At 66.9% G+C, this 17311-nt stretch carries 12 protein-coding genes; 8 read left to right on the top strand and 4 right to left on the bottom strand.

Going from position 1 to position 17311, the window contains the following annotated elements; genetic code table 11:
• Positions 1–2: 2 nt before the first annotated feature.
• From glgX to infB, 7 genes are all read left to right on the top strand, one after another.
• Positions 3–2102 carry a glycogen debranching protein GlgX gene (gene glgX / locus ACN5KJ_RS04950; protein ID WP_418592352.1) on the top strand — a complete coding sequence of 700 codons (2100 nt, stop codon included), beginning with the start codon at positions 3–5 and terminating at the stop codon, positions 2100–2102.
• Positions 2099–4009, top strand: coding sequence for a 4-alpha-glucanotransferase (gene malQ / locus ACN5KJ_RS04945; RefSeq protein WP_418592350.1), 1911 nt, complete (start codon positions 2099–2101; stop codon positions 4007–4009). The genes glgX and malQ overlap by 4 nt, the downstream gene beginning before the upstream one ends.
• Positions 4010–4073: 64 nt before the next feature.
• On the top strand, positions 4074–5708 hold the full coding sequence (locus tag ACN5KJ_RS04940) for an alpha-D-glucose phosphate-specific phosphoglucomutase (protein ID WP_418592348.1): 1635 nt from the start codon (positions 4074–4076) through the stop codon (positions 5706–5708).
• A 213-nt stretch (positions 5709–5921) separates the two neighbouring features.
• Positions 5922–6512, top strand: a complete 591-nt coding sequence (gene rimP / locus ACN5KJ_RS04935) for a ribosome maturation factor RimP (protein ID WP_206563800.1) — start codon at positions 5922–5924, stop codon at positions 6510–6512.
• The gene (gene nusA, locus ACN5KJ_RS04930) at positions 6512–8143 is read left to right on the top strand and encodes a transcription termination factor NusA (RefSeq protein WP_418592347.1); all 1632 of its coding nucleotides are present in this window, start codon (positions 6512–6514) and stop codon (positions 8141–8143) included. Before rimP ends, nusA begins: the two co-directional genes overlap by 1 nt.
• Positions 8144–8151: 8 nt before the next feature.
• Positions 8152–8787, top strand: coding sequence for an RNA-binding protein (locus ACN5KJ_RS04925; protein ID WP_418592345.1), 636 nt, complete (start codon positions 8152–8154; stop codon positions 8785–8787).
• 9 nt (positions 8788–8796) lie between these two features.
• On the top strand, positions 8797–11286 hold the full coding sequence (gene infB, locus ACN5KJ_RS04920; RefSeq protein WP_347166167.1) for a translation initiation factor IF-2: 2490 nt from the start codon (positions 8797–8799) through the stop codon (positions 11284–11286).
• 99 nt (positions 11287–11385) lie between these two features.
• Here infB and ACN5KJ_RS04915 read toward each other — a convergent pair whose 3' ends face one another.
• From ACN5KJ_RS04915 to ACN5KJ_RS04900, 4 genes are all read right to left on the bottom strand, one after another.
• Positions 11386–11526, bottom strand: a complete 141-nt coding sequence (locus ACN5KJ_RS04915) for a hypothetical protein (RefSeq protein ID WP_347166166.1) — start codon at positions 11524–11526, stop codon at positions 11386–11388.
• A 177-nt stretch (positions 11527–11703) separates the two neighbouring features.
• Positions 11704–12102 carry an 8-oxo-dGTP diphosphatase MutT gene (gene mutT / locus ACN5KJ_RS04910; RefSeq protein WP_347166165.1) on the bottom strand — a complete coding sequence of 133 codons (399 nt, stop codon included), beginning with the start codon at positions 12100–12102 and terminating at the stop codon, positions 11704–11706.
• A gap of 88 nt (positions 12103–12190) precedes the next feature.
• Positions 12191–13408, bottom strand: a complete 1218-nt coding sequence (gene argJ / locus ACN5KJ_RS04905; RefSeq protein ID WP_418592342.1) for a bifunctional glutamate N-acetyltransferase/amino-acid acetyltransferase ArgJ — start codon at positions 13406–13408, stop codon at positions 12191–12193.
• Between the two features lie 2 nt (positions 13409–13410).
• Positions 13411–14262: a peptidylprolyl isomerase gene (locus ACN5KJ_RS04900; protein WP_418592340.1), complete on the bottom strand. Its 852-nt coding sequence runs from the start codon at positions 14260–14262 to the stop codon at positions 13411–13413.
• Between the two features lie 172 nt (positions 14263–14434).
• Here ACN5KJ_RS04900 and secA point away from each other — a divergent pair, with 172 nt between their 5' ends.
• Complete coding sequence (gene secA, locus ACN5KJ_RS04895) at positions 14435–17179, top strand: preprotein translocase subunit SecA (protein WP_418592338.1); 2745 nt, start codon at positions 14435–14437, stop codon at positions 17177–17179.
• Positions 17180–17311: the final 132 nt, after the last annotated feature.

Genomic DNA, 17311 nt, shown 5'->3' with positions numbered 1-17311 from the left:
CCATGCAGACCCGCGTCAACCCCGAGGTCCGGCCCGGCACGCCCCACCGCATGGGCGCGCATTTCGACGGAGAGGGCACGAATTTCGCCGTCTTCTCGGCGCATGCCTCGCGGGTGGACCTCTGCCTGTTTACCCCGGACGGCGAGACAGAGACGGCGCGTGTCCCCCTGCCCGAACGCAGCGGCGATACATGGCACGGCTACCTGCCGGGGCTGGCGCCGGGGGCGCTTTACGGCTACCGCGTCGACGGGCCCTATACGCCGGACCGGGGGCATCGCTTCAACCCGAACAAGCTGCTGCTGGACCCCTACACACGCGAAATGGCGGGCGGCTTCATCCGTCACCGCGCGCTTTACGGCTACAAGGTCGGCAATGCCGGGGCCGATATGTCCTTCGACGGGCAGGACAGTGCGCCCTACCTGCCGAAGTCGGTGATCTCGGACCCCGAGACCTTTCCCATGGACGCCACCCGGCTGGGCCGCGACTGGGCCGAGACGCTGATCTACGAGGCCCACGTCAAGGGGGCCACCATGCGCCACCCCGATATCCCGAAGGCGATGCGCGGCACCTATGACGGCATGGCCTCGGACGCGATGCTGGATCACCTGACCCGGCTGGGCGTGACGGCGGTGGAACTGCTGCCCGTCCACGCGCTGAAGTCCGAGGACGCGCTTCTGTCGCGCAGCCTTGTCAACTACTGGGGCTACAACACCGTGGGCTTCTTCGCGCCCGAGCCGCGCTATTTCGGCCCCGAGGGCGTGGCGGGCTTTCGCCGCATGGTGGACCGCTTCCACGCGGCGGGGATCGAGGTGCTGCTGGACGTGGTCTTCAACCACTCCGCCGAGGGCGACCACCTTGGCCCGACCCTGTCCTTCCGGGGGCTGGACAACGCCAGCTACTACCGCCTCGCCGCCGGAGAGCCGCGCTATTACGCCAACGACACCGGGACGGGGAACACGCTGAACACCGCGCACCCGCAGGTGCTGCGGCTGGTCATGGACAGCCTGCGGTTCTGGGCGCAGGCCATGGGCGTGGACGGCTTCCGCTTCGACCTTGCCACCGCCGTCGCGCGCGAGGCGCATGGCTTCGACCGGCATGGCGGGTTCCTCGACGCGCTGAGGCAGGACCCGGTGCTGGCGGGGGTGAAGCTGATCGCAGAGCCCTGGGACATCGGGCCGGGCGGCTACCAGCTTGGCCAGTTCCCGCCCGAGTTCGCCGAGTGGAACGACAAGTATCGCGACACCGTGCGCCGCTTCTGGCGGCGTGACCGTCATGCGGCGCAGGATCTGGGCTCGGCGCTGCTGGGCACGGCGGAACTGTTCGACAAGCGCGGGCGGCGGGCGTGGTCCTCGGTCAATTACGCCGCCTCGCACGACGGGTACACGCTGGCCGATTGCGCCGCCTACGAGGATCGCCACAACCACGCCAACGGCGAGGGCAACCGCGACGGCCACCACGCCAATTACTCCGAGAATTTCGGGGTGGAGGGGCGGACCGACGATCCCGCCATCCTCGCCGCGCGGCAACAGCGGGTGCGCAACCTTCTGGCGACGGTCTTCGTCTCGCAGGGGGTGCCGATGATCCTCAGCGGGGACGAGGGCGGCAACACGCAGGACGGCAACAACAACGCCTATTGTCAGGACAACCCGACCACATGGATCGACTGGGCCGCGATGGACGAAGACCTGATCGGTTTCACCGCCGCCTGCGCTGCCCTGCGCCGCGCCCACCCGGTGCTGCGGCAGACGACCTTCCTGCACGGGGCGGAGCGCACGGCGGACGGGCTGCGCGACGTGGAATGGCGCGACTTTGCCCACCGGCCCGCCGACTGGTCGGACCCGGCGTTGGGCTGCCTCTGCCTGCACCTGCGCGGCTCTGGCGAAAGCGCCACGGGCAATGCGCTGGCGGACGAGGTCTACCTTGCCTTCAACAACACGCCCGATGCGGCGGTCCTCACGCTGCCGAAACAGGGCAAGGGCCTCTGGCGGCACGAACTCGACACCGCGCGCGACGCGCAGGCCAGCGTTTCGGTCGAAGGCACGCAGGTCGAGGTGGCGCCCCATTCGCTTTGTGTCTTCGTCTGCGCGGGAGAGACCCCATGACCGGCGGCGACGCGGCGCTGCGCGCCCTTGCGCAGGAATATGGCGTTCACGCCGGGTTCTATGACCTGCAGGGCAAGCGCAAGGATGCCAGCCCGCCGACGCTGCGCGCGCTGCTGGGCGCGATGGGCGTCGACGCCGGGACCGACGCCGCCGTGGTCGCCGCCCTGAAGGAGACGCAGGCGCGGGCCGCCGCCGCCCTTCCCGCCGAGGTGATCGCCCGCGCGGGCGTGCCCCTGTCGGTGCCGCTGGCCGCACCGTCGGAGTTCAGCCTGACCGACGAGGCGGGCACAGAGGTGGCGCGGGGCCGCGCCGATGACACGATCGACCTGCCCGGGCTCGAGATGGGCTATTACACCCTGCAGGCGGGCGGGGCCGCGTGTTTCATCCTCTGCCGTCCCGCCCATGCGCCGTTGACCACCGAAGTGGCCGATGGCCCCGGCTGGGGCTATTGCGGCGCGCTCTACGGCCTGCGGTCCGAAGACAACGGCGGCCTTGGCAGCTATCGCGATCTTGGCCGCGGGGTGACGGCGCTGGCCCGGACCGGGGCGGATTTCCTCGGCCTGAACCCCGTGCACGCGCTGGGCTGGGCGACCGAAGAGATCACCAGCCCCTATTCGCCCACGCATCGCGGTTTTTTCAGCACCGATCACATCGCCGTCGCGGCGGGGCTGGGGCCGACGCCCGAGGCGCCGCTGGTCGATTACGCCGCCTTCCGCAAGCGCCATCGCGCCGCTTTGCAGGACGAGTTCCGGGCCTTCATGGCGTCAGACGGTGACGCGGGGTTCGACCGCTACCGGGCCGGGGCAGACAGGGCGCTGGTCGATTTCGCCAAGTTCGAGGCGATCAGCGCAGAGCACGGCGACGACTTCCGCCAGTGGCCTCAGGCGTTGCGGACCCCGGGCGCCGAAGCGACGCAGGCGGCGGGCGACACCAGCTTCCACCAGTGGCTGCAATGGCGGGCCGAGGTGCAGCTGGATGCGGCGCAGGGGGCGGCGAAGGCGGCGGGGATGGACTATGGGCTCTACCTCGACCTTGCCGTCGGCTCGCGCCCCGGCGGCGCCGAGGTCTGGATGAACGCCGAGACCATCGCCAAGGGCGTGACCATCGGCGCGCCGCCCGACATGCTGAACCCCGAGGGCCAAAGCTGGGACCTCGCCGCCCACGCGCCCGCCCGCCTGAAGGCCGCGCGCTACGCGCCGCTGCGCGCCATGCTGCGCAAGCTGATGCGGCACGCGGGCATCCTGCGCATCGACCACGTGCTTGGCCTGACCCGCAGCTTCTGGCAGCCCGACGACGGCAGCCCCGGCGGCTACGTCAGCCAGCCGCTCGAGGCCTTCCTCGCCGTGATCGCCATCGAGGCGCGGCGGGCGGGCTGCGTCGTGGTGGGCGAGGATCTGGGACTGGTGCCCGAGGGCTTTCGCGAGAGGCTGAACGAGGCCGGCCTCTACAGCTACGCGGTCTGGCAATACGAGACCTTTGACGATGGCACCCTGCGCCCCGTGGACCGGCTGCGCGATTTTTCGCTGGCCTGTTTCGGGACGCATGACACGCCGACCATCACCGGCTTCTGGTACGGGCAGGACATCGCGTGGTGGCGGCGGATGGGCTGGATCTCGGAGGCCGAGGCGCAGGCCCGCCACGACATCCGCGCCCGCCAGCGCCATGTTCTGCGGGCCATGTGCCACCTGCCGCCCGACGCGGCGCCCGCCCGGATCGTCGATCACCTGCACGGGCAGCTGGCGCAGTCGGGCGCGGCGCTGGTGGCGGTGCAGCTGGACGATGCCTTCGGCTGTCTCGAGGCGCAGAACCTGCCCGGCACCATCGCGGAACACCCCAACTGGCGGCGGCGTTTGCCCGTCGCGGTGACGGCGCTGGACCGCGCCGCCGGAATGACACGCAAGACCTGACGGGCGGCCATCCATCCGCCCGGACACGACAGAAGACAGGCCCCGCCTGCAAGGAAGGACGACCATGACCACCCCCGTGACCCGCGAGATCACGCCTTTCGACGGGCAGAAGCCCGGCACCTCGGGCCTGCGCAAGAAGACCAGGGTCTTCATGCTGGAGGGCTATGTCGAGGCCTTCGTGCAGTCGATCTTCGATGCCATCGAGGGCTGCGAGGGCAAGACCTTCGTCGTCGGCGGCGACGGGCGCTATTTCAACGCCGAGGCGATCCAGACGATCCTGCGCATGGCCGCCGCCAATGGCGCGGCGCGCTGCATCGTGGGGCAGGGTGGGCTGCTGTCCACCCCCGCCGCGTCGAACCTGATCCGGCAACGCGAGGCGAACGGCGGGCTGATCCTGTCGGCCAGCCACAACCCGGGCGGCATCGACGAGGATTTCGGCCTGAAGTACAATACCGCCAACGGCGGTCCGGCCCCCGAAAGCGTGACCGGGGCGATCTTCGAGAACACCAAGACGATCTCGCGCTACGTGACGCTGGAGACGCCCGACCTGGACCTGTCCGCATTGGGAGAGGTCGCCCTGGGCGACATGGTGGTCGAGGTGGTGGACCCGGTCACCGACTACGCCGCGCTGATGGAGACGCTGTTTGACTTCGACGCCATCCGGGCGCTGCTCGCGGGCGGCTTTGCGGTGAAGTTCGACGCCATGCACGCGGTCACCGGCCCCTATGCGCATGAGATCCTCGAGAACCGGCTGGGCGCGCCGAAGGGCACCGTCCTGAACGGCACACCCAAGGTGGATTTCGGCAAGGGCCACCCGGACCCCAACCCGATCTGGGCAAAGCCGCTGGTCGATCTGGTGATGTCCGAGGATGGCCCGGATTTCGCGGCGGCCTCGGACGGCGACGGCGACCGCAACATGATCCTTGGCAAAGGCGTCTACGTCACGCCCTCGGACAGTCTTGCGGTGCTGGCGGCCAATGCGCATCTGGCGCCGGGCTACGCGCGCGGGCTGGCGGGCGTGGCGCGGTCGATGCCGACCTCGCGCGCCGCCGACCGGGTGGCGGAAAAGCTGGGCATCGGCTGCTACGAGACGCCCACCGGCTGGAAGTTCTTCGGCAACCTGCTGGACGCGGGCAAGGCGACGCTCTGCGGCGAGGAAAGCGCCGGGACGGGCAGCGACCACGTGCGCGAGAAGGACGGGCTCTGGGCGGTGCTTCTGTGGCTGAACGTGCTGGCGGTGCGGAAGATGTCGGTGGCCGACATCCTGCGCGACCACTGGCAGACCTTCGGTCGCAACTACTACTCGCGCCACGACTACGAGGCGGTCGAGACCGAGAAGGCCAATGCCGTGGTCGAGGGGCTGGTGGCCAAGCTGGACGGGTTGCCGGGCACCGGGGTCGCCGGGCTGACCGTCGAGGAGGCCGACCAGTTTGCCTATCTCGACCCGGTGGACGGGTCGGTCAGCGAGAAGCAGGGCCTGCGGGTGATGTTCCGGGGCGGCTCGCGCGCGGTGATGCGTCTGTCGGGCACCGGGACGGAGGGCGCGACGATCCGCGTCTACCTCGAACGCTACATGCCCGCCGAGGGCGATCTGGAGATCGAGACGCAACAGGCGCTGGCCGAGATCGTATTGGCGGTCGAGGAACTGACGCAGCTGCGCGCGATCACCGGGCGGGCGGAACCCGACGTCATGACCTGAGCGGGGGAAGCCGCTTGGAAGCGGCTTTCGGAAGGCCCTTCGAAGGGCCTTTCCACCGCCCCGGGCGGCTGATCGGCGAATCCGCTTGCGTTGCGGGAGGGGCTGGCCTATATGCCCTTGCAACAGCGGCGCGTCGGTCCCCCGGCGCCCACCGAGACTTTCGAGCGGGCCGCTGGCCCGCTTTTTTGTTTTCCGCCCATTGGGAGGACCCGAATGACCGACCTGATCGCCAAGACCGGCATGGACAAGCGCGTGGCCGAGATCATCACTCCGGTGATCGAGGACATGGGCTTCGAAGTCGTGCGCATCCGCCTGCAGGGCGGCAACACGCCCCTGTTGCAGATCATGGCAGAGCGGCCCGAGGGCGGCATCGAAGTCGACCAATGCGCCGAGATCTCGACCGCCGTCTCTGCCGTGCTGGACGTCGAGGACCCGATTTCCGACCAGTACACGCTGGAAGTCTCCAGCCCCGGCATCGACCGGCCGCTGACCCGGCTGAAGGATTTCGAGACCTACGAGGGCTACGAGGCCAAGCTGGAAACCACCGAGATGATCGACGGCCGCAAGCGCTTTCGCGGCGTGCTGGCGGGTGTCGAGGACGGCGAGGTGCTGGTCAATCTCGACGAGGGCACCGTGGGCCTGCAGTTCGACTGGCTGTCCGACGCCAAGCTGGTGATGACCGACGAGCTGATCCGCGAGATGCTGCGCGCCCGCAAGGCCGCGCCGGGCGGCGCGTCCGAAGGCGCCATCGACGAAACAAGGTTTGACGAAATCGAGGCCGAGGGGCCCGAGGAGGAAGAATAATGGCAATCACCTCTGCGAACCAGCTCGAGCTGCTTCAGACCGCCGAGGCGGTCGCACGCGAGAAGATGATCGACCCCGGCCTCGTGGTCGAGGCGATGGAAGAAAGCCTCGCCCGGGCCGCGAAGTCGCGCTACGGCAGCGAAATGGACATCCGCGTGTCCATCGACCGCAAGACCGGCCGCGCCACCTTTACCCGCGTGCGCACCGTGGTCGAGGATGAGGAGCTGGAGAACTACCAGGCAGAGATGACCGTCCAGCAGGCCAAGCAGTACATGGCCGACCCGCAGGTGGGCGACACCTTCGTCGAAGAGGTTCCGCCGGTGGAACTGGGCCGGATCGCGGCGCAGTCGGCCAAGCAGGTGATCCTGCAGAAGGTCCGCGAGGCCGAGCGTGACCGCCAGTACGACGAGTTCAAGGACCGCGCGGGCACCATCATCAACGGCCTGGTCAAGCGCGAGGAATACGGCAACGTCATCGTCGACGTGGGCCGTGGCGAGGCGATCCTGCGCCGCAACGACAAGATCGGCCGCGAGGCCTACCGCCCCGGCGACCGCATCCGCTGCTACATCAAGGACGTGCGCCGCGAGACGCGCGGCCCGCAGATCTTCCTGTCGCGCACCGCGCCCGAGTTCATGGCCGAGCTGTTCAAGATGGAAGTGCCGGAAATCTACGACGGCATCATCGAGATCAAGGCCGTGGCCCGCGACCCGGGTTCGCGCGCGAAGATCGCCGTGATCTCCTATGACGGCGGCATCGACCCGGTCGGCGCCTGCGTCGGTATGCGCGGCAGCCGCGTGCAGGCCGTCGTGAACGAGCTTCAGGGCGAGAAGATCGACATCATCCCGTGGAACGAGGACGTGCCGACCTTCCTGGTGAACGCGCTTCAGCCCGCCGAGGTGTCCAAGGTCGTCCTCGACGAAGAGGCCGAGCGCATCGAAGTCGTCGTCCCGGACGAGCAGCTGTCGCTTGCCATCGGTCGTCGCGGTCAGAACGTGCGTCTGGCGTCGCAGCTGACCGGTCTCGACATCGACATCATGACCGAAGAGGAAGAATCGAAGCGCCGTCAGGCCGAGTTCGAAGAGCGCACCAAGCTGTTCATGGACACGCTGGACCTCGACGAGTTCTTCGCCCAGCTTCTGGTCTCGGAAGGCTTCACCAACCTCGAAGAGGTGGCCTATGTCGAGATGGACGAGCTTCTGGTGATCGACGGCGTCGACGAAAGCACCGCCGAAGAGCTTCAGACCCGCGCCCGCGAATTCCTCGAGGAACAGGCCCGCAAGGCCGAGGCCCGCGCCCGCGAACTGGGCGCCGACGACAGCCTGTTCGGCTTCGAGGGCCTGACCCCGCAGATGATCGAGGTGCTGGCCGAGGACGGTGTGACCTCGCTGGAAGACTTCGCCACCTGCGCCGACTGGGAGCTGGCCGGCGGCTGGACGACCGTCGACGGGCAGCGGACCAAGGACGATGGTCTGCTGGAGAAATTCGGCGTCAGCCTCGAAGATGCGCAGGAAATGGTCATGACCGCCCGCGTGCTGCTGGGCTGGGTCGACCCGACCGAGCTGGAAGAGGGCGAAGAGGGTGAAGAGCCGGAAGACGGCGAAGACACCGACGAAGAAGAGCGGGAGGCCTGAGGCAATCCATGACCCGAGGCGGCCAGGCAAAACAGCGCGAGGACGGACCGGAGCGGAAGTGCATCGCCACCGGCGAGGTGCAGCCGAAAAACGGTCTTGTCCGCTTCGTGCTTGGCCCCGACGGGCAGATTGTTCCGGATCTGGCTGGAAAACTGCCCGGACGGGGGGTATATGTGTCTGCCGACCGGGCGGCGCTGGACAAGGCTGCCGCCAAGGGGCTGTTCTCGCGGGCCATGAAGCAGCCGGTCAAGGTGCCGGAGGGGCTGGCCGATCTTGTCGAGCAGATGCTCGCCCGGCGCGTGATCGATCTGATTTCGCTGGCGCGCAAGTCCGGTGGGGCGGTGTCGGGGTATGAAAAGGTAAAGGCGTGGCTTCAGGCGGAAGAGGCCACGGTACTGATACAGGCCGAAGACGGATCGGGTCGCGGCAAGTCGAAACTCAGCACACCCTACGGGGGGCGCTATATCGGCTGGCTCACGGCGGACGAGTTGGGAATGGCCTTCGGTCGACAAACTGTGATACATGCCGCGCTTGGCTCTGGCGGTCTGGTGCCGCGTATTGTAGAGGATGCGCAACGCCTGAAGGGTATGCGCGTCGCAGCGGCGACTGCGGATCTTGGCGGCAGGGGCCGCCTGAAAGGATGAAGAAGCTTGATGAGCGATAACGACGGGAAAAAGACATTGGGTGTTCGTGGCGGCGGTTCGCGCTCTGGCAGCGTGAAGCAGAGCTTCAGCCATGGCCGGACCAAGAACGTCGTGGTGGAGACCAAGCGCAAGCGCGTCGTGGTGCCCAAACCGGGTTCCGGCGCGGCGGCTGGTGCGGGCGGTGGCAAAGGGCCGATTGGCGGCTCTGGCAAGCGTCCCGCGGGCATTTCCGATGCAGAGATGGAACGCCGCCTGAAGGCGTTGCAGGCCGCCAAGGCCCGCGAAGCGGAAGAAACCGCGCAGCGCGCCGCCGACGAAAAGGCCCGCGCCGAAGAGCGTGAGCGCCTGCGCGCCGAGAAGGAACAGAAAGAGCGCGACCAGCGCGAGGCCGAAGAGGCCCTGAAGCGCAAGGTCGAGGAAGAAGAGCGCAAGGCGCGCGAGGCCGCCGAGGCGGCCAAGGCCGCCGCTGCGCAGCCTGCCCCGGCAGAAGAGGCGCCGCGCGCCAAGACGCAGGGCAAGCCCGCACCGCGCCGCACCGAACCGCAGGACACCAAGGACGACCGTGGCGGTCGCCGTGGACGCAGCGACGAGGGCGGTGGCCGTCGGGCCGGCAAGCTGACGCTGAACCAGGCGCTCTCGGGCGAAGGTGGTCGCCAGAAATCCATGGCCGCGATGAAGCGCAAGCAGGAGCGTGCGCGCCAGAAGGCGATGGGCGGATCCCAGCAGCGCGAGAAGATCGTGCGCGACGTTCAGCTGCCCGAGGCGATCGCGGTGGCCGAACTGGCGAACCGGATGGCCGAGCGCGTGGCCGATGTGGTCAAGGCGCTGATGAACAACGGCATCATGGCGACCCAGAACCAGAGCATCGACGCCGACACCGCCGAGCTGATCATCGAGGAGTTCGGCCACCGCGTGACGCGCGTGTCCGATGCCGACGTCGAGGACGTGCTGAAGGTCGAGGACGACAAGGCCGAAGACCTGATGCCGCGTCCGCCGGTGATCACGATCATGGGTCACGTCGACCACGGCAAGACCTCGCTTCTGGATGCGATTCGCAACGCCAACGTGACCTCGGGCGAGGCCGGTGGCATCACCCAGCATATCGGCGCCTACCAGGTGACCACGAAGGACGGGCAGATCCTGTCCTTCCTCGATACGCCGGGCCACGCGGCCTTTACCTCGATGCGTTCGCGCGGCGCCCAGGTGACGGATATCGTCGTGCTGGTGGTTGCGGCGGACGACGCGGTGATGCCGCAGACGGTCGAGGCGATCAATCACGCCAAGGCCGCCAAGGTCCCGATGATCGTGGCGATCAACAAGATCGACAAACCCTCGGCCAATGCCACCAAGGTGCGCACCGACCTGCTGCAGCACGAAGTCGTGGTCGAGCAGATGTCGGGTGAGGTGCAGGACGTGGAGGTTTCGGCCACCACCGGCCAGGGCCTCGATTCGCTGCTGGAAGCCATCGCACTTCAGGCCGAGCTTCTCGAACTGAAGGCGAACCCGAACCGCAATGCCGAAGGCGCGGTGATCGAGGCGCAGCTTGACGTGGGTCGCGGCCCCGTGGCCACCGTTCTGGTGCAGAACGGCACGCTGAAGCAGGGCGACATCTTCGTCGTGGGTGAGCAGTTCGGCAAGGTCCGCGCGCTGATCAACGACAAGGGTGAGCGCGTCTCCGAAGCCGGTCCGTCGGTTCCGGTCGAGGTGCTGGGCATCAACGGCACACCCGAGGCCGGCGACGTCCTGAACGTCGTCGAGACCGAGGCGCAGGCCCGCGAGATCGCCGAGTATCGCGCCAGCGTCGCCAAGGAGAAGCGCGCCGCCGCCGGTGCCGCGACGACCCTCGAGCAGCTGATGCAGAAGGCCAAGGACGACAAGGACGTGTCGGAACTGCCGGTTCTGGTGAAAGCCGACGTGCAGGGCTCTTCCGAGGCCATCGTTCAGGCGCTGGAAAAGGTCGGCAACGACGAGGTCCGCGTGCGCGTGCTGCACTATGGTGTCGGCGCGATCACCGAGACCGACGTGGGTCTGGCCGAAGCCTCCGGCGCGCCGATCCTGGGCTTCAACGTCCGGGCCAATGCACCGGCGCGGAACGCCGCGAACCAGAAGGGCGTCGAGATCCGCTACTACAGCGTGATCTACGACCTCGTGGACGACGTGAAGGCGGCGGCCTCTGGCCTGCTGTCCAACGAGATCCGCGAGAAGTTCATCGGCTACGCCGAGATCAAGGAGGTCTTCAAGGTCTCCAACGTCGGCAAGGTCGCGGGCTGTCTGGTCACCGAAGGCGTGGCGCGCCGCTCTGCCGGTGTGCGCCTGCTGCGCGACAACGTGGTGATCCACGAGGGCACGCTGAAGACGCTGAAGCGTTTCAAGGACGAGGTGGCAGAGGTCATCTCGGGTCAGGAATGCGGCATGGCCTTCGAGAACTACGAAGACATCCGCCCGGCGGACGTCATCGAGATCTTCGAGCGGGAAGAGGTCGAGCGGTCGCTCGACTGATCCCCGCCCGGCCGGAGAGGCCGATAGGATTACGCAAAAGGCCCCCGAAATTCGGGGGCCTTTTCATTTGTTCCGGTTCCGTCAGGGACAGAGCCGCGTTCAGGCCGAGGCTTTGCCCACCACCGGCAACCCGGTGTAGATGCGATTGCCGACGCGGACGGAAACACGGCCGTCCGGCAGGATCTTTTCAAGAAGCCCCTGAACGGAGACGCAGCTTCCCAGAGTGATGGTCCGCAGCATGTCGTTACCTCCCCAATTGTGCATTGCGTATAGAATGCCTGACGCGCAAGATTATTGCTATCGAAACCCGGACGGGAAATGCCGAAAGATCAGGCATAGAGCCCCTTCACCGGGCCCTTGCCGCACAAAAATTGACAAAACCTGAAGGTGAGGCGGTTTGACCCGAGGCGCGCCCGGTCAGAGCCAGTCCCGCAGAATCGGGATCAGCGGGATGTCCGCGGGCGGCATGGGGTAGTCTTTCAGCGCATTGGCGCGCACCCATTTCAGCGCCTGTCCCTCTCGGGACTGCGGTGTCCCGCCCCATTTGCGGCAGGCGAAAAGCGGCATGAGCAGGTGGAAATCGGGATAGGAATGCGAGGCGAAGGTCAGCGGCGCAAGGCAGCTTTCCCATGTCTCGATGCCCAGTTCCTCGTGCAGCTCGCGGATCAGCGCCGCTTCGGGCGTCTCTCCGGGCTCTACCTTGCCGCCGGGAAACTCCCAGAGGCCGGCCATGGATTTCCCTTCCGGCCGTTGCGCCAAAAGGACCCGGCCATCGGGGTCGATGAGGGCGACGGCGGAAACGAGGACAATCTTCATGGGTCTGGCACCTGCGGCGAGGGGAGGAGCGGGGCGCTGCCCCGCACCCCGGGATATTTCCGGACAGAAGAAGCGCAGGGCTTGCGCCTCAGGAGCGATAGTCCGCGTTGATCTGGATGTAGCCGTGGGTCAGGTCGCAGGTCCAGACGGTGGCGCTGCCCTGGCCCAGGCCGATATCGACGGTGATGTCGATCTCTGGCTCTTTCATCAGCGCCGCGCCCTGTTCCTCGCGGTAGTCGGGGGCGCGCCAGCCCTTGTCCGCGACAAGCACGTCTCCGAAGCGGATCGAGAGGGTGTCGCGATCCGCCGCGGCGCCGGATTTGCCGACGGCCATGACGATGCGGCCCCAGTTCGGGTCTTCCCCGGCGATGGCGGTCTTGACCAGCGGCGAGTTGGCGATGGCCAGTGCATGGGTCCGGGCATCGGCATCCGAGGCGGCGCCGGTCACGGTGACCGTGACGAACTTGGTCGCGCCCTCGCCGTCGCGCACCACCTGATGCGCGAGGTCGAGAAAGACCGCCTCGACCGCTTCGGCAAAGGCGGCATTGCCGGTGACATCGACGCCGGAGGCGCCGGTGGCCGCCATCAGCAGCGTGTCCGAGGTCGAGGTGTCGCTGTCGACGGTGATATTGTTGAAGGTCCGGGCGTTGACGGTTCTGACGATCTCCTGCAGCGCGCTGCGGGAGATCTGCGCGTCGGTGAAGATATAGACCAGCATGGTGGCCATGTCGGGCGCGATCATGCCCGAGCCCTTGGCGATGCCCGCGATCTTCACCGGCTTGCCCTCGACCTCGATGGTCGCGGTGGCGCCCTTGGGGAAGGTGTCGGTGGTCATGATCGCCTTGGCGGCCATCTCGATGGCGTCCTCGGTCAGCCCCTCGTTCAGCTCTTCGAGCTTGGCGATGATGCGGTCGTGCGGCAGGGGTTCGCCGATCACCCCGGTCGAGGAGGTGAAGATGCGTTCGGCCGGAAGGCCGGTGATGCCGGACGCGGCCTCGCAGATCGCGCGGACCGAGCCGTCACCGACCTTGCCGGTGAAGGCGTTGGAATTGCCGGAGTTCACGATGATCGCCGCGCCCGCCTTGCTGTCGTGGCCGATCTTGGCCTGACAGTCGAGCACATTGGCCGAGCGTGTGGCCGAGCGCGTGAAGACGCCGGTCACGACACTGCCGGGGTCCAGAAGCGCCAGCATGACGTCGACACGGCCCTTGTAACGCACCCCGGCCTGGGCCGCGGCGAAGCGCACCCCGCCGATGACCGGCAGGGCGGGGAAGCTGTCAGGAGCGAGGGGAGAGCGCGGCGGCATCGTTACTGATCCAGAAGTTGGAAGTTGGAAAGAACCGAAGTGTCGAGCGTCTCGGCAGCCTTGCTGTCGACCTCGGCGCCCTCGACCAGTCCGTCGATATGGGCCTGCACGGCCTCGGCCTGAAGCTTCTGCGCGATCTCGCCGCGCACCGCGTCGAGGGCGGGGGCCTCCATGTTGCGGGTCTCGTTCAGCTTGATCACATGCCAGCCGAACTGCGTCTGCACCGGGTCGGAGACCGCGCCCGGCTCCATCGTCTCGACGGCCTCCTGGAAGGGCGCGACCATCATGCCCTCGCTGAACCAGCCCAGCGAGCCGCCGTTGGGGCCCGAGGGGCCGGTCGACTTGGTCTTGGCGGTTTCGGCGAAATCGGCGCCGTCGCGGACCTCGGCGGCGATGGCCGTGGCCTCTTCCTCTGTCTCGACGAGGATGTGCGAGGCGTTGTATTCCATGCCCAGCTCGCCGTTGACGTATTCGTCCTCATAGGCCTTCTGGATCAGTTCGTCGGTCACCGCGGCCTCTGCAACCTTGGTGATCGCCTCGGCGGCGCGCAGCGAGCGTTCCTCGTTCTCCAGCGCGATGCGGGTGCGCAGGGTTTCCGCCTGACCTTCGGACTGGGACAGCACTTCCTGCTGGATGATCTGGTTCAGGATGCCGTCCCAGAGCGCCGCGTCGGGCAGCTGCTGGTATTGCTCGGGCAGGCCGGCGCGGACCATCAGCATGTGGCCCACCGTGATGTCGGTTCCGTTCACCGTGGCGACCACGCTGTCGACCGCCAGCTCTTCCTGGGCCTGCGCGGGCAGCGCGGCGGAGAGCGCCATGGCGGCGGCTGCGAGGATCTTGCGTGTTTCTGACATCGTTTCGTCCTTTGTAGACTGGCCGCGTCCCCCTGCGGCGTTGACACTTTTCGGCCCGCCCCTTACATGCCCCAATGGCTCTGCGAGGCCGGTCGTTTCCACCGTCATATGGTTCATGGGCGTGGCGGGCAAGCAGATGCCGCACACGAAGACGGGATAGGATCGGGTTCGAATGTTCGGAAAAGTCGCACGCAAGATCTTTGGCACGCCCAATGACCGCAAGGTCAAGGCGACGCGGCCGCTGGTCGAGAAGATCAACGCGCTGGAGCCGGAGTTCGAGACGCTCGACGACGCCGGGCTGATCGCCAAGACCGAGGAATTCAAAAAGCGGATTGCCGAGGGCGAGAGCCTCGACAACCTCCTGCCCGAGGCCTTTGCCAACTGCCGCGAGGGCGCCAAGCGGGCGCTGGGTCTGCGCGCCTTCGACGTGCAGCTGATGGGCGGGATCTTCCTGCACCAGGGCAATATCTCGGAGATGAAGACCGGTGAGGGCAAGACGCTGGTCGCCACCTTCCCGGCCTACCTGAATGCGCTGACCGGGCGCGGCGTGCATGTGGTCACCGTCAACGACTATCTCGCCAAGCGCGACGCGGAGTGGATGACCAAGGTCTACGGCGCGCTCGGCCTGACCTGCGGCGTGATCTATCCGCGCCAGCCCGAGGACGAGAAGGCGCAGGCCTATGCCTGCGACATCACCTACGCGACCAACAACGAGCTTGGCTTCGACTACCTGCGCGACAACATGAAGTCGGACCTCGCCCAGATCAACCAGAAGGACCACTACTTCGCCATCGTCGACGAGGTGGACTCGATCCTGATCGACGAGGCGCGGACGCCGTTGATCATCTCGGGCCCGGCGCAGGACCGGTCGGAACTGTATCAGGCCATCGACAAGCTGATCCCCGAGTTGCAGGAGGATCACTACGACCTGGACGAAAAGACCCGCAACGTGACCTTCACCGACGAGGGCAACGAGTACCTCGAAGAGCAGCTTCAGGCGCGCGGCCTGCTGGCCGAGGGCCAGACACTCTATGATCCCGAGTCCACCACCGTCGTGCACCACGTCAACCAGGCGATCCGGGCGCACAAGCTGTTCCTGCGGGACAAGGATTACATCGTCCGCGACGGCGAGGTGATGCTGATCGACGAATTCACCGGGCGCATGATGCAGGGCCGCCGCCTGTCGGACGGTCTGCACCAGGCCATCGAGGCGAAGGAAGGCTGCACCATCCAGCCCGAGAACGTGACGCTGGCCTCTGTCACCTTCCAGAACTACTTCCGCCTCTACGAAAAGCTGTCTGGCATGACCGGCACCGCCTCGACCGAGGCAGAGGAATTCCAGCAGATCTACGGCCTTGGCGTTGTCGAGGTGCCAACCAACCTGCCGATCGCGCGGATCGACGAGGACGATGCGGTCTATCGCACCGGCGCCGAGAAATACGCCGCCATCGTCGAGGAAATCCGCAAGGCGCATGAGAAGGGCCAGCCGGTTCTGGTGGGCACGACCTCCATCGAGAAGTCCGAGATGCTCAGCCGCCTGCTGACCGAGGCCGGTCTGAAGCACAACGTGCTGAACGCGCGCCAGCACGAGCAGGAGGCGCAGATCGTCGCCGACGCGGGCAAGCTGGGGGCGATCACCATCGCCACGAACATGGCGGGCCGGGGCACCGACATCAAGCTGGGCGGCAACGTCGAGTTCAAGATCATGGAGGCCATCGCGGCAGAGCCCGATGCCGACCCCGAGGCGATCCGCGAGCGCATCGAGGCCGAACACGGCGCTGCCGAGCAGGCGGTGAAAGAGGCCGGGGGCCTCTTCGTGCTTGCGACCGAGCGCCACGAAAGCCGCCGCATCGACAACCAGCTGCGCGGCCGTTCGGGCCGTCAGGGCGACCCGGGCCGGTCCTCCTTCTTCCTGTCGCTCGAAGACGACCTGATGCGGATCTTCGGCAGCGAACGTCTGGACAAGGTGCTGTCGTCTCTGGGCATGAAAGAGGGCGAGGCCATCGTCCACCCCTGGGTGAACAAGTCGCTGGAGCGCGCGCAGGCCAAGGTCGAGGGGCGCAACTTCGACATCCGCAAGCAGCTGCTCAAGTTCGACGACGTGATGAACGACCAGCGCAAGGTGATCTTTGCCCAGCGGCGCGAGATCATGGAGGCGCAGGATCTCAACGAGATCGTCACCGACATGCGCCACGAGGTCATCGACGAACTGGTCGACACCTACTGCCCGCCCAGGGCCTATGCCGAACAATGGGACATGCAGGGTCTTTATGCCGCCTGCATCGAGAAGCTGAGCCTTGATGTGCCGGTGATCGGCTGGGCCGAAGAGGATGGCGTCGACCAGGACGTGATCCGCGAGCGGCTTGAAGAGGCCTCTGACAAGATGATGGCCGAGAAGGCCGAAGCCTTCGGCCCGGACACCATGCGCCAGATCGAAAAGCAGGTGCTGCTGCAAAGCATCGACGCCAAGTGGCGCGAGCACCTTCTGACGCTGGAACACCTGCGCTCTGTCGTGGGCTTCCGGGGCTACGCGCAGCGCGATCCGCTGAATGAGTACAAGAACGAAGCCTTCCAGCTGTTCGAGAACATGCTCGAAAGCCTGCGCGAACAGGTGACGGTGCAGCTGTCACAGGTTCGCCCGATGACCGAGGAAGAGCAGCGCAGGATGGTCCAGCAGATGGCGCAGCAGCAGGCCGAGATGCAGCGCGCCGCGCAGGCCGCCCAGACCGCCCAGCAGCCGGAACCGGCCCCGGGCGCCGTCGCACCGAACCCGGCGACGATGGAAATGGCCGGAGGCGCGGCCCTCGAAGGCTTCGACGAGAACGATCCCTCGACCTGGGGCAACCCGGGCCGCAACGACCTGTGCCCCTGCGGATCGGGCCAGAAGTTCAAGCACTGCCACGGCAAGCTGAGCTGAAACGGTTGATAAGGGCGCCTTCGGGCGCCCTTTTACCGTGAAAGCCGGACAATCGACAAAATGAGTCCGCCGGTTGGACAAACCGGCGCCTTGTTTGCGGAACAGAGTGTTTCCTGACCTTGTGGATCAGGA

The organism is Ponticoccus sp. (in: a-proteobacteria), from assembly GCF_048381735.1.
Note: the sequence above shows the minus strand (reverse complement) of the source record. Positions and strands in the feature narration are given on the sequence as shown.

What these genes read in the sequence shown, in the direction of transcription:
- glgX (WP_418592352.1), top strand. Translation starts at nt 3, where the DNA reads ATGCAGACCCGCGTCAACCCCGAGGTCCGGCCCGGCACGCCCCACCGC.
- malQ (WP_418592350.1), top strand. Translation starts at nt 2,099, where the DNA reads ATGACCGGCGGCGACGCGGCGCTGCGCGCCCTTGCGCAGGAATATGGC.
- ACN5KJ_RS04940 (WP_418592348.1), top strand. Translation starts at nt 4,074, where the DNA reads ATGACCACCCCCGTGACCCGCGAGATCACGCCTTTCGACGGGCAGAAG.
- rimP (WP_206563800.1), top strand. Translation starts at nt 5,922, where the DNA reads ATGACCGACCTGATCGCCAAGACCGGCATGGACAAGCGCGTGGCCGAG.
- nusA (WP_418592347.1), top strand. Translation starts at nt 6,512, where the DNA reads ATGGCAATCACCTCTGCGAACCAGCTCGAGCTGCTTCAGACCGCCGAG.
- ACN5KJ_RS04925 (WP_418592345.1), top strand. Translation starts at nt 8,152, where the DNA reads ATGACCCGAGGCGGCCAGGCAAAACAGCGCGAGGACGGACCGGAGCGG.
- infB (WP_347166167.1), top strand. Translation starts at nt 8,797, where the DNA reads ATGAGCGATAACGACGGGAAAAAGACATTGGGTGTTCGTGGCGGCGGT.
- ACN5KJ_RS04915 (WP_347166166.1), bottom strand. Translation starts at nt 11,526, where the DNA reads ATGCTGCGGACCATCACTCTGGGAAGCTGCGTCTCCGTTCAGGGGCTT.
- mutT (WP_347166165.1), bottom strand. Translation starts at nt 12,102, where the DNA reads ATGAAGATTGTCCTCGTTTCCGCCGTCGCCCTCATCGACCCCGATGGC.
- argJ (WP_418592342.1), bottom strand. Translation starts at nt 13,408, where the DNA reads ATGCCGCCGCGCTCTCCCCTCGCTCCTGACAGCTTCCCCGCCCTGCCG.
- ACN5KJ_RS04900 (WP_418592340.1), bottom strand. Translation starts at nt 14,262, where the DNA reads ATGTCAGAAACACGCAAGATCCTCGCAGCCGCCGCCATGGCGCTCTCC.
- secA (WP_418592338.1), top strand. Translation starts at nt 14,435, where the DNA reads ATGTTCGGAAAAGTCGCACGCAAGATCTTTGGCACGCCCAATGACCGC.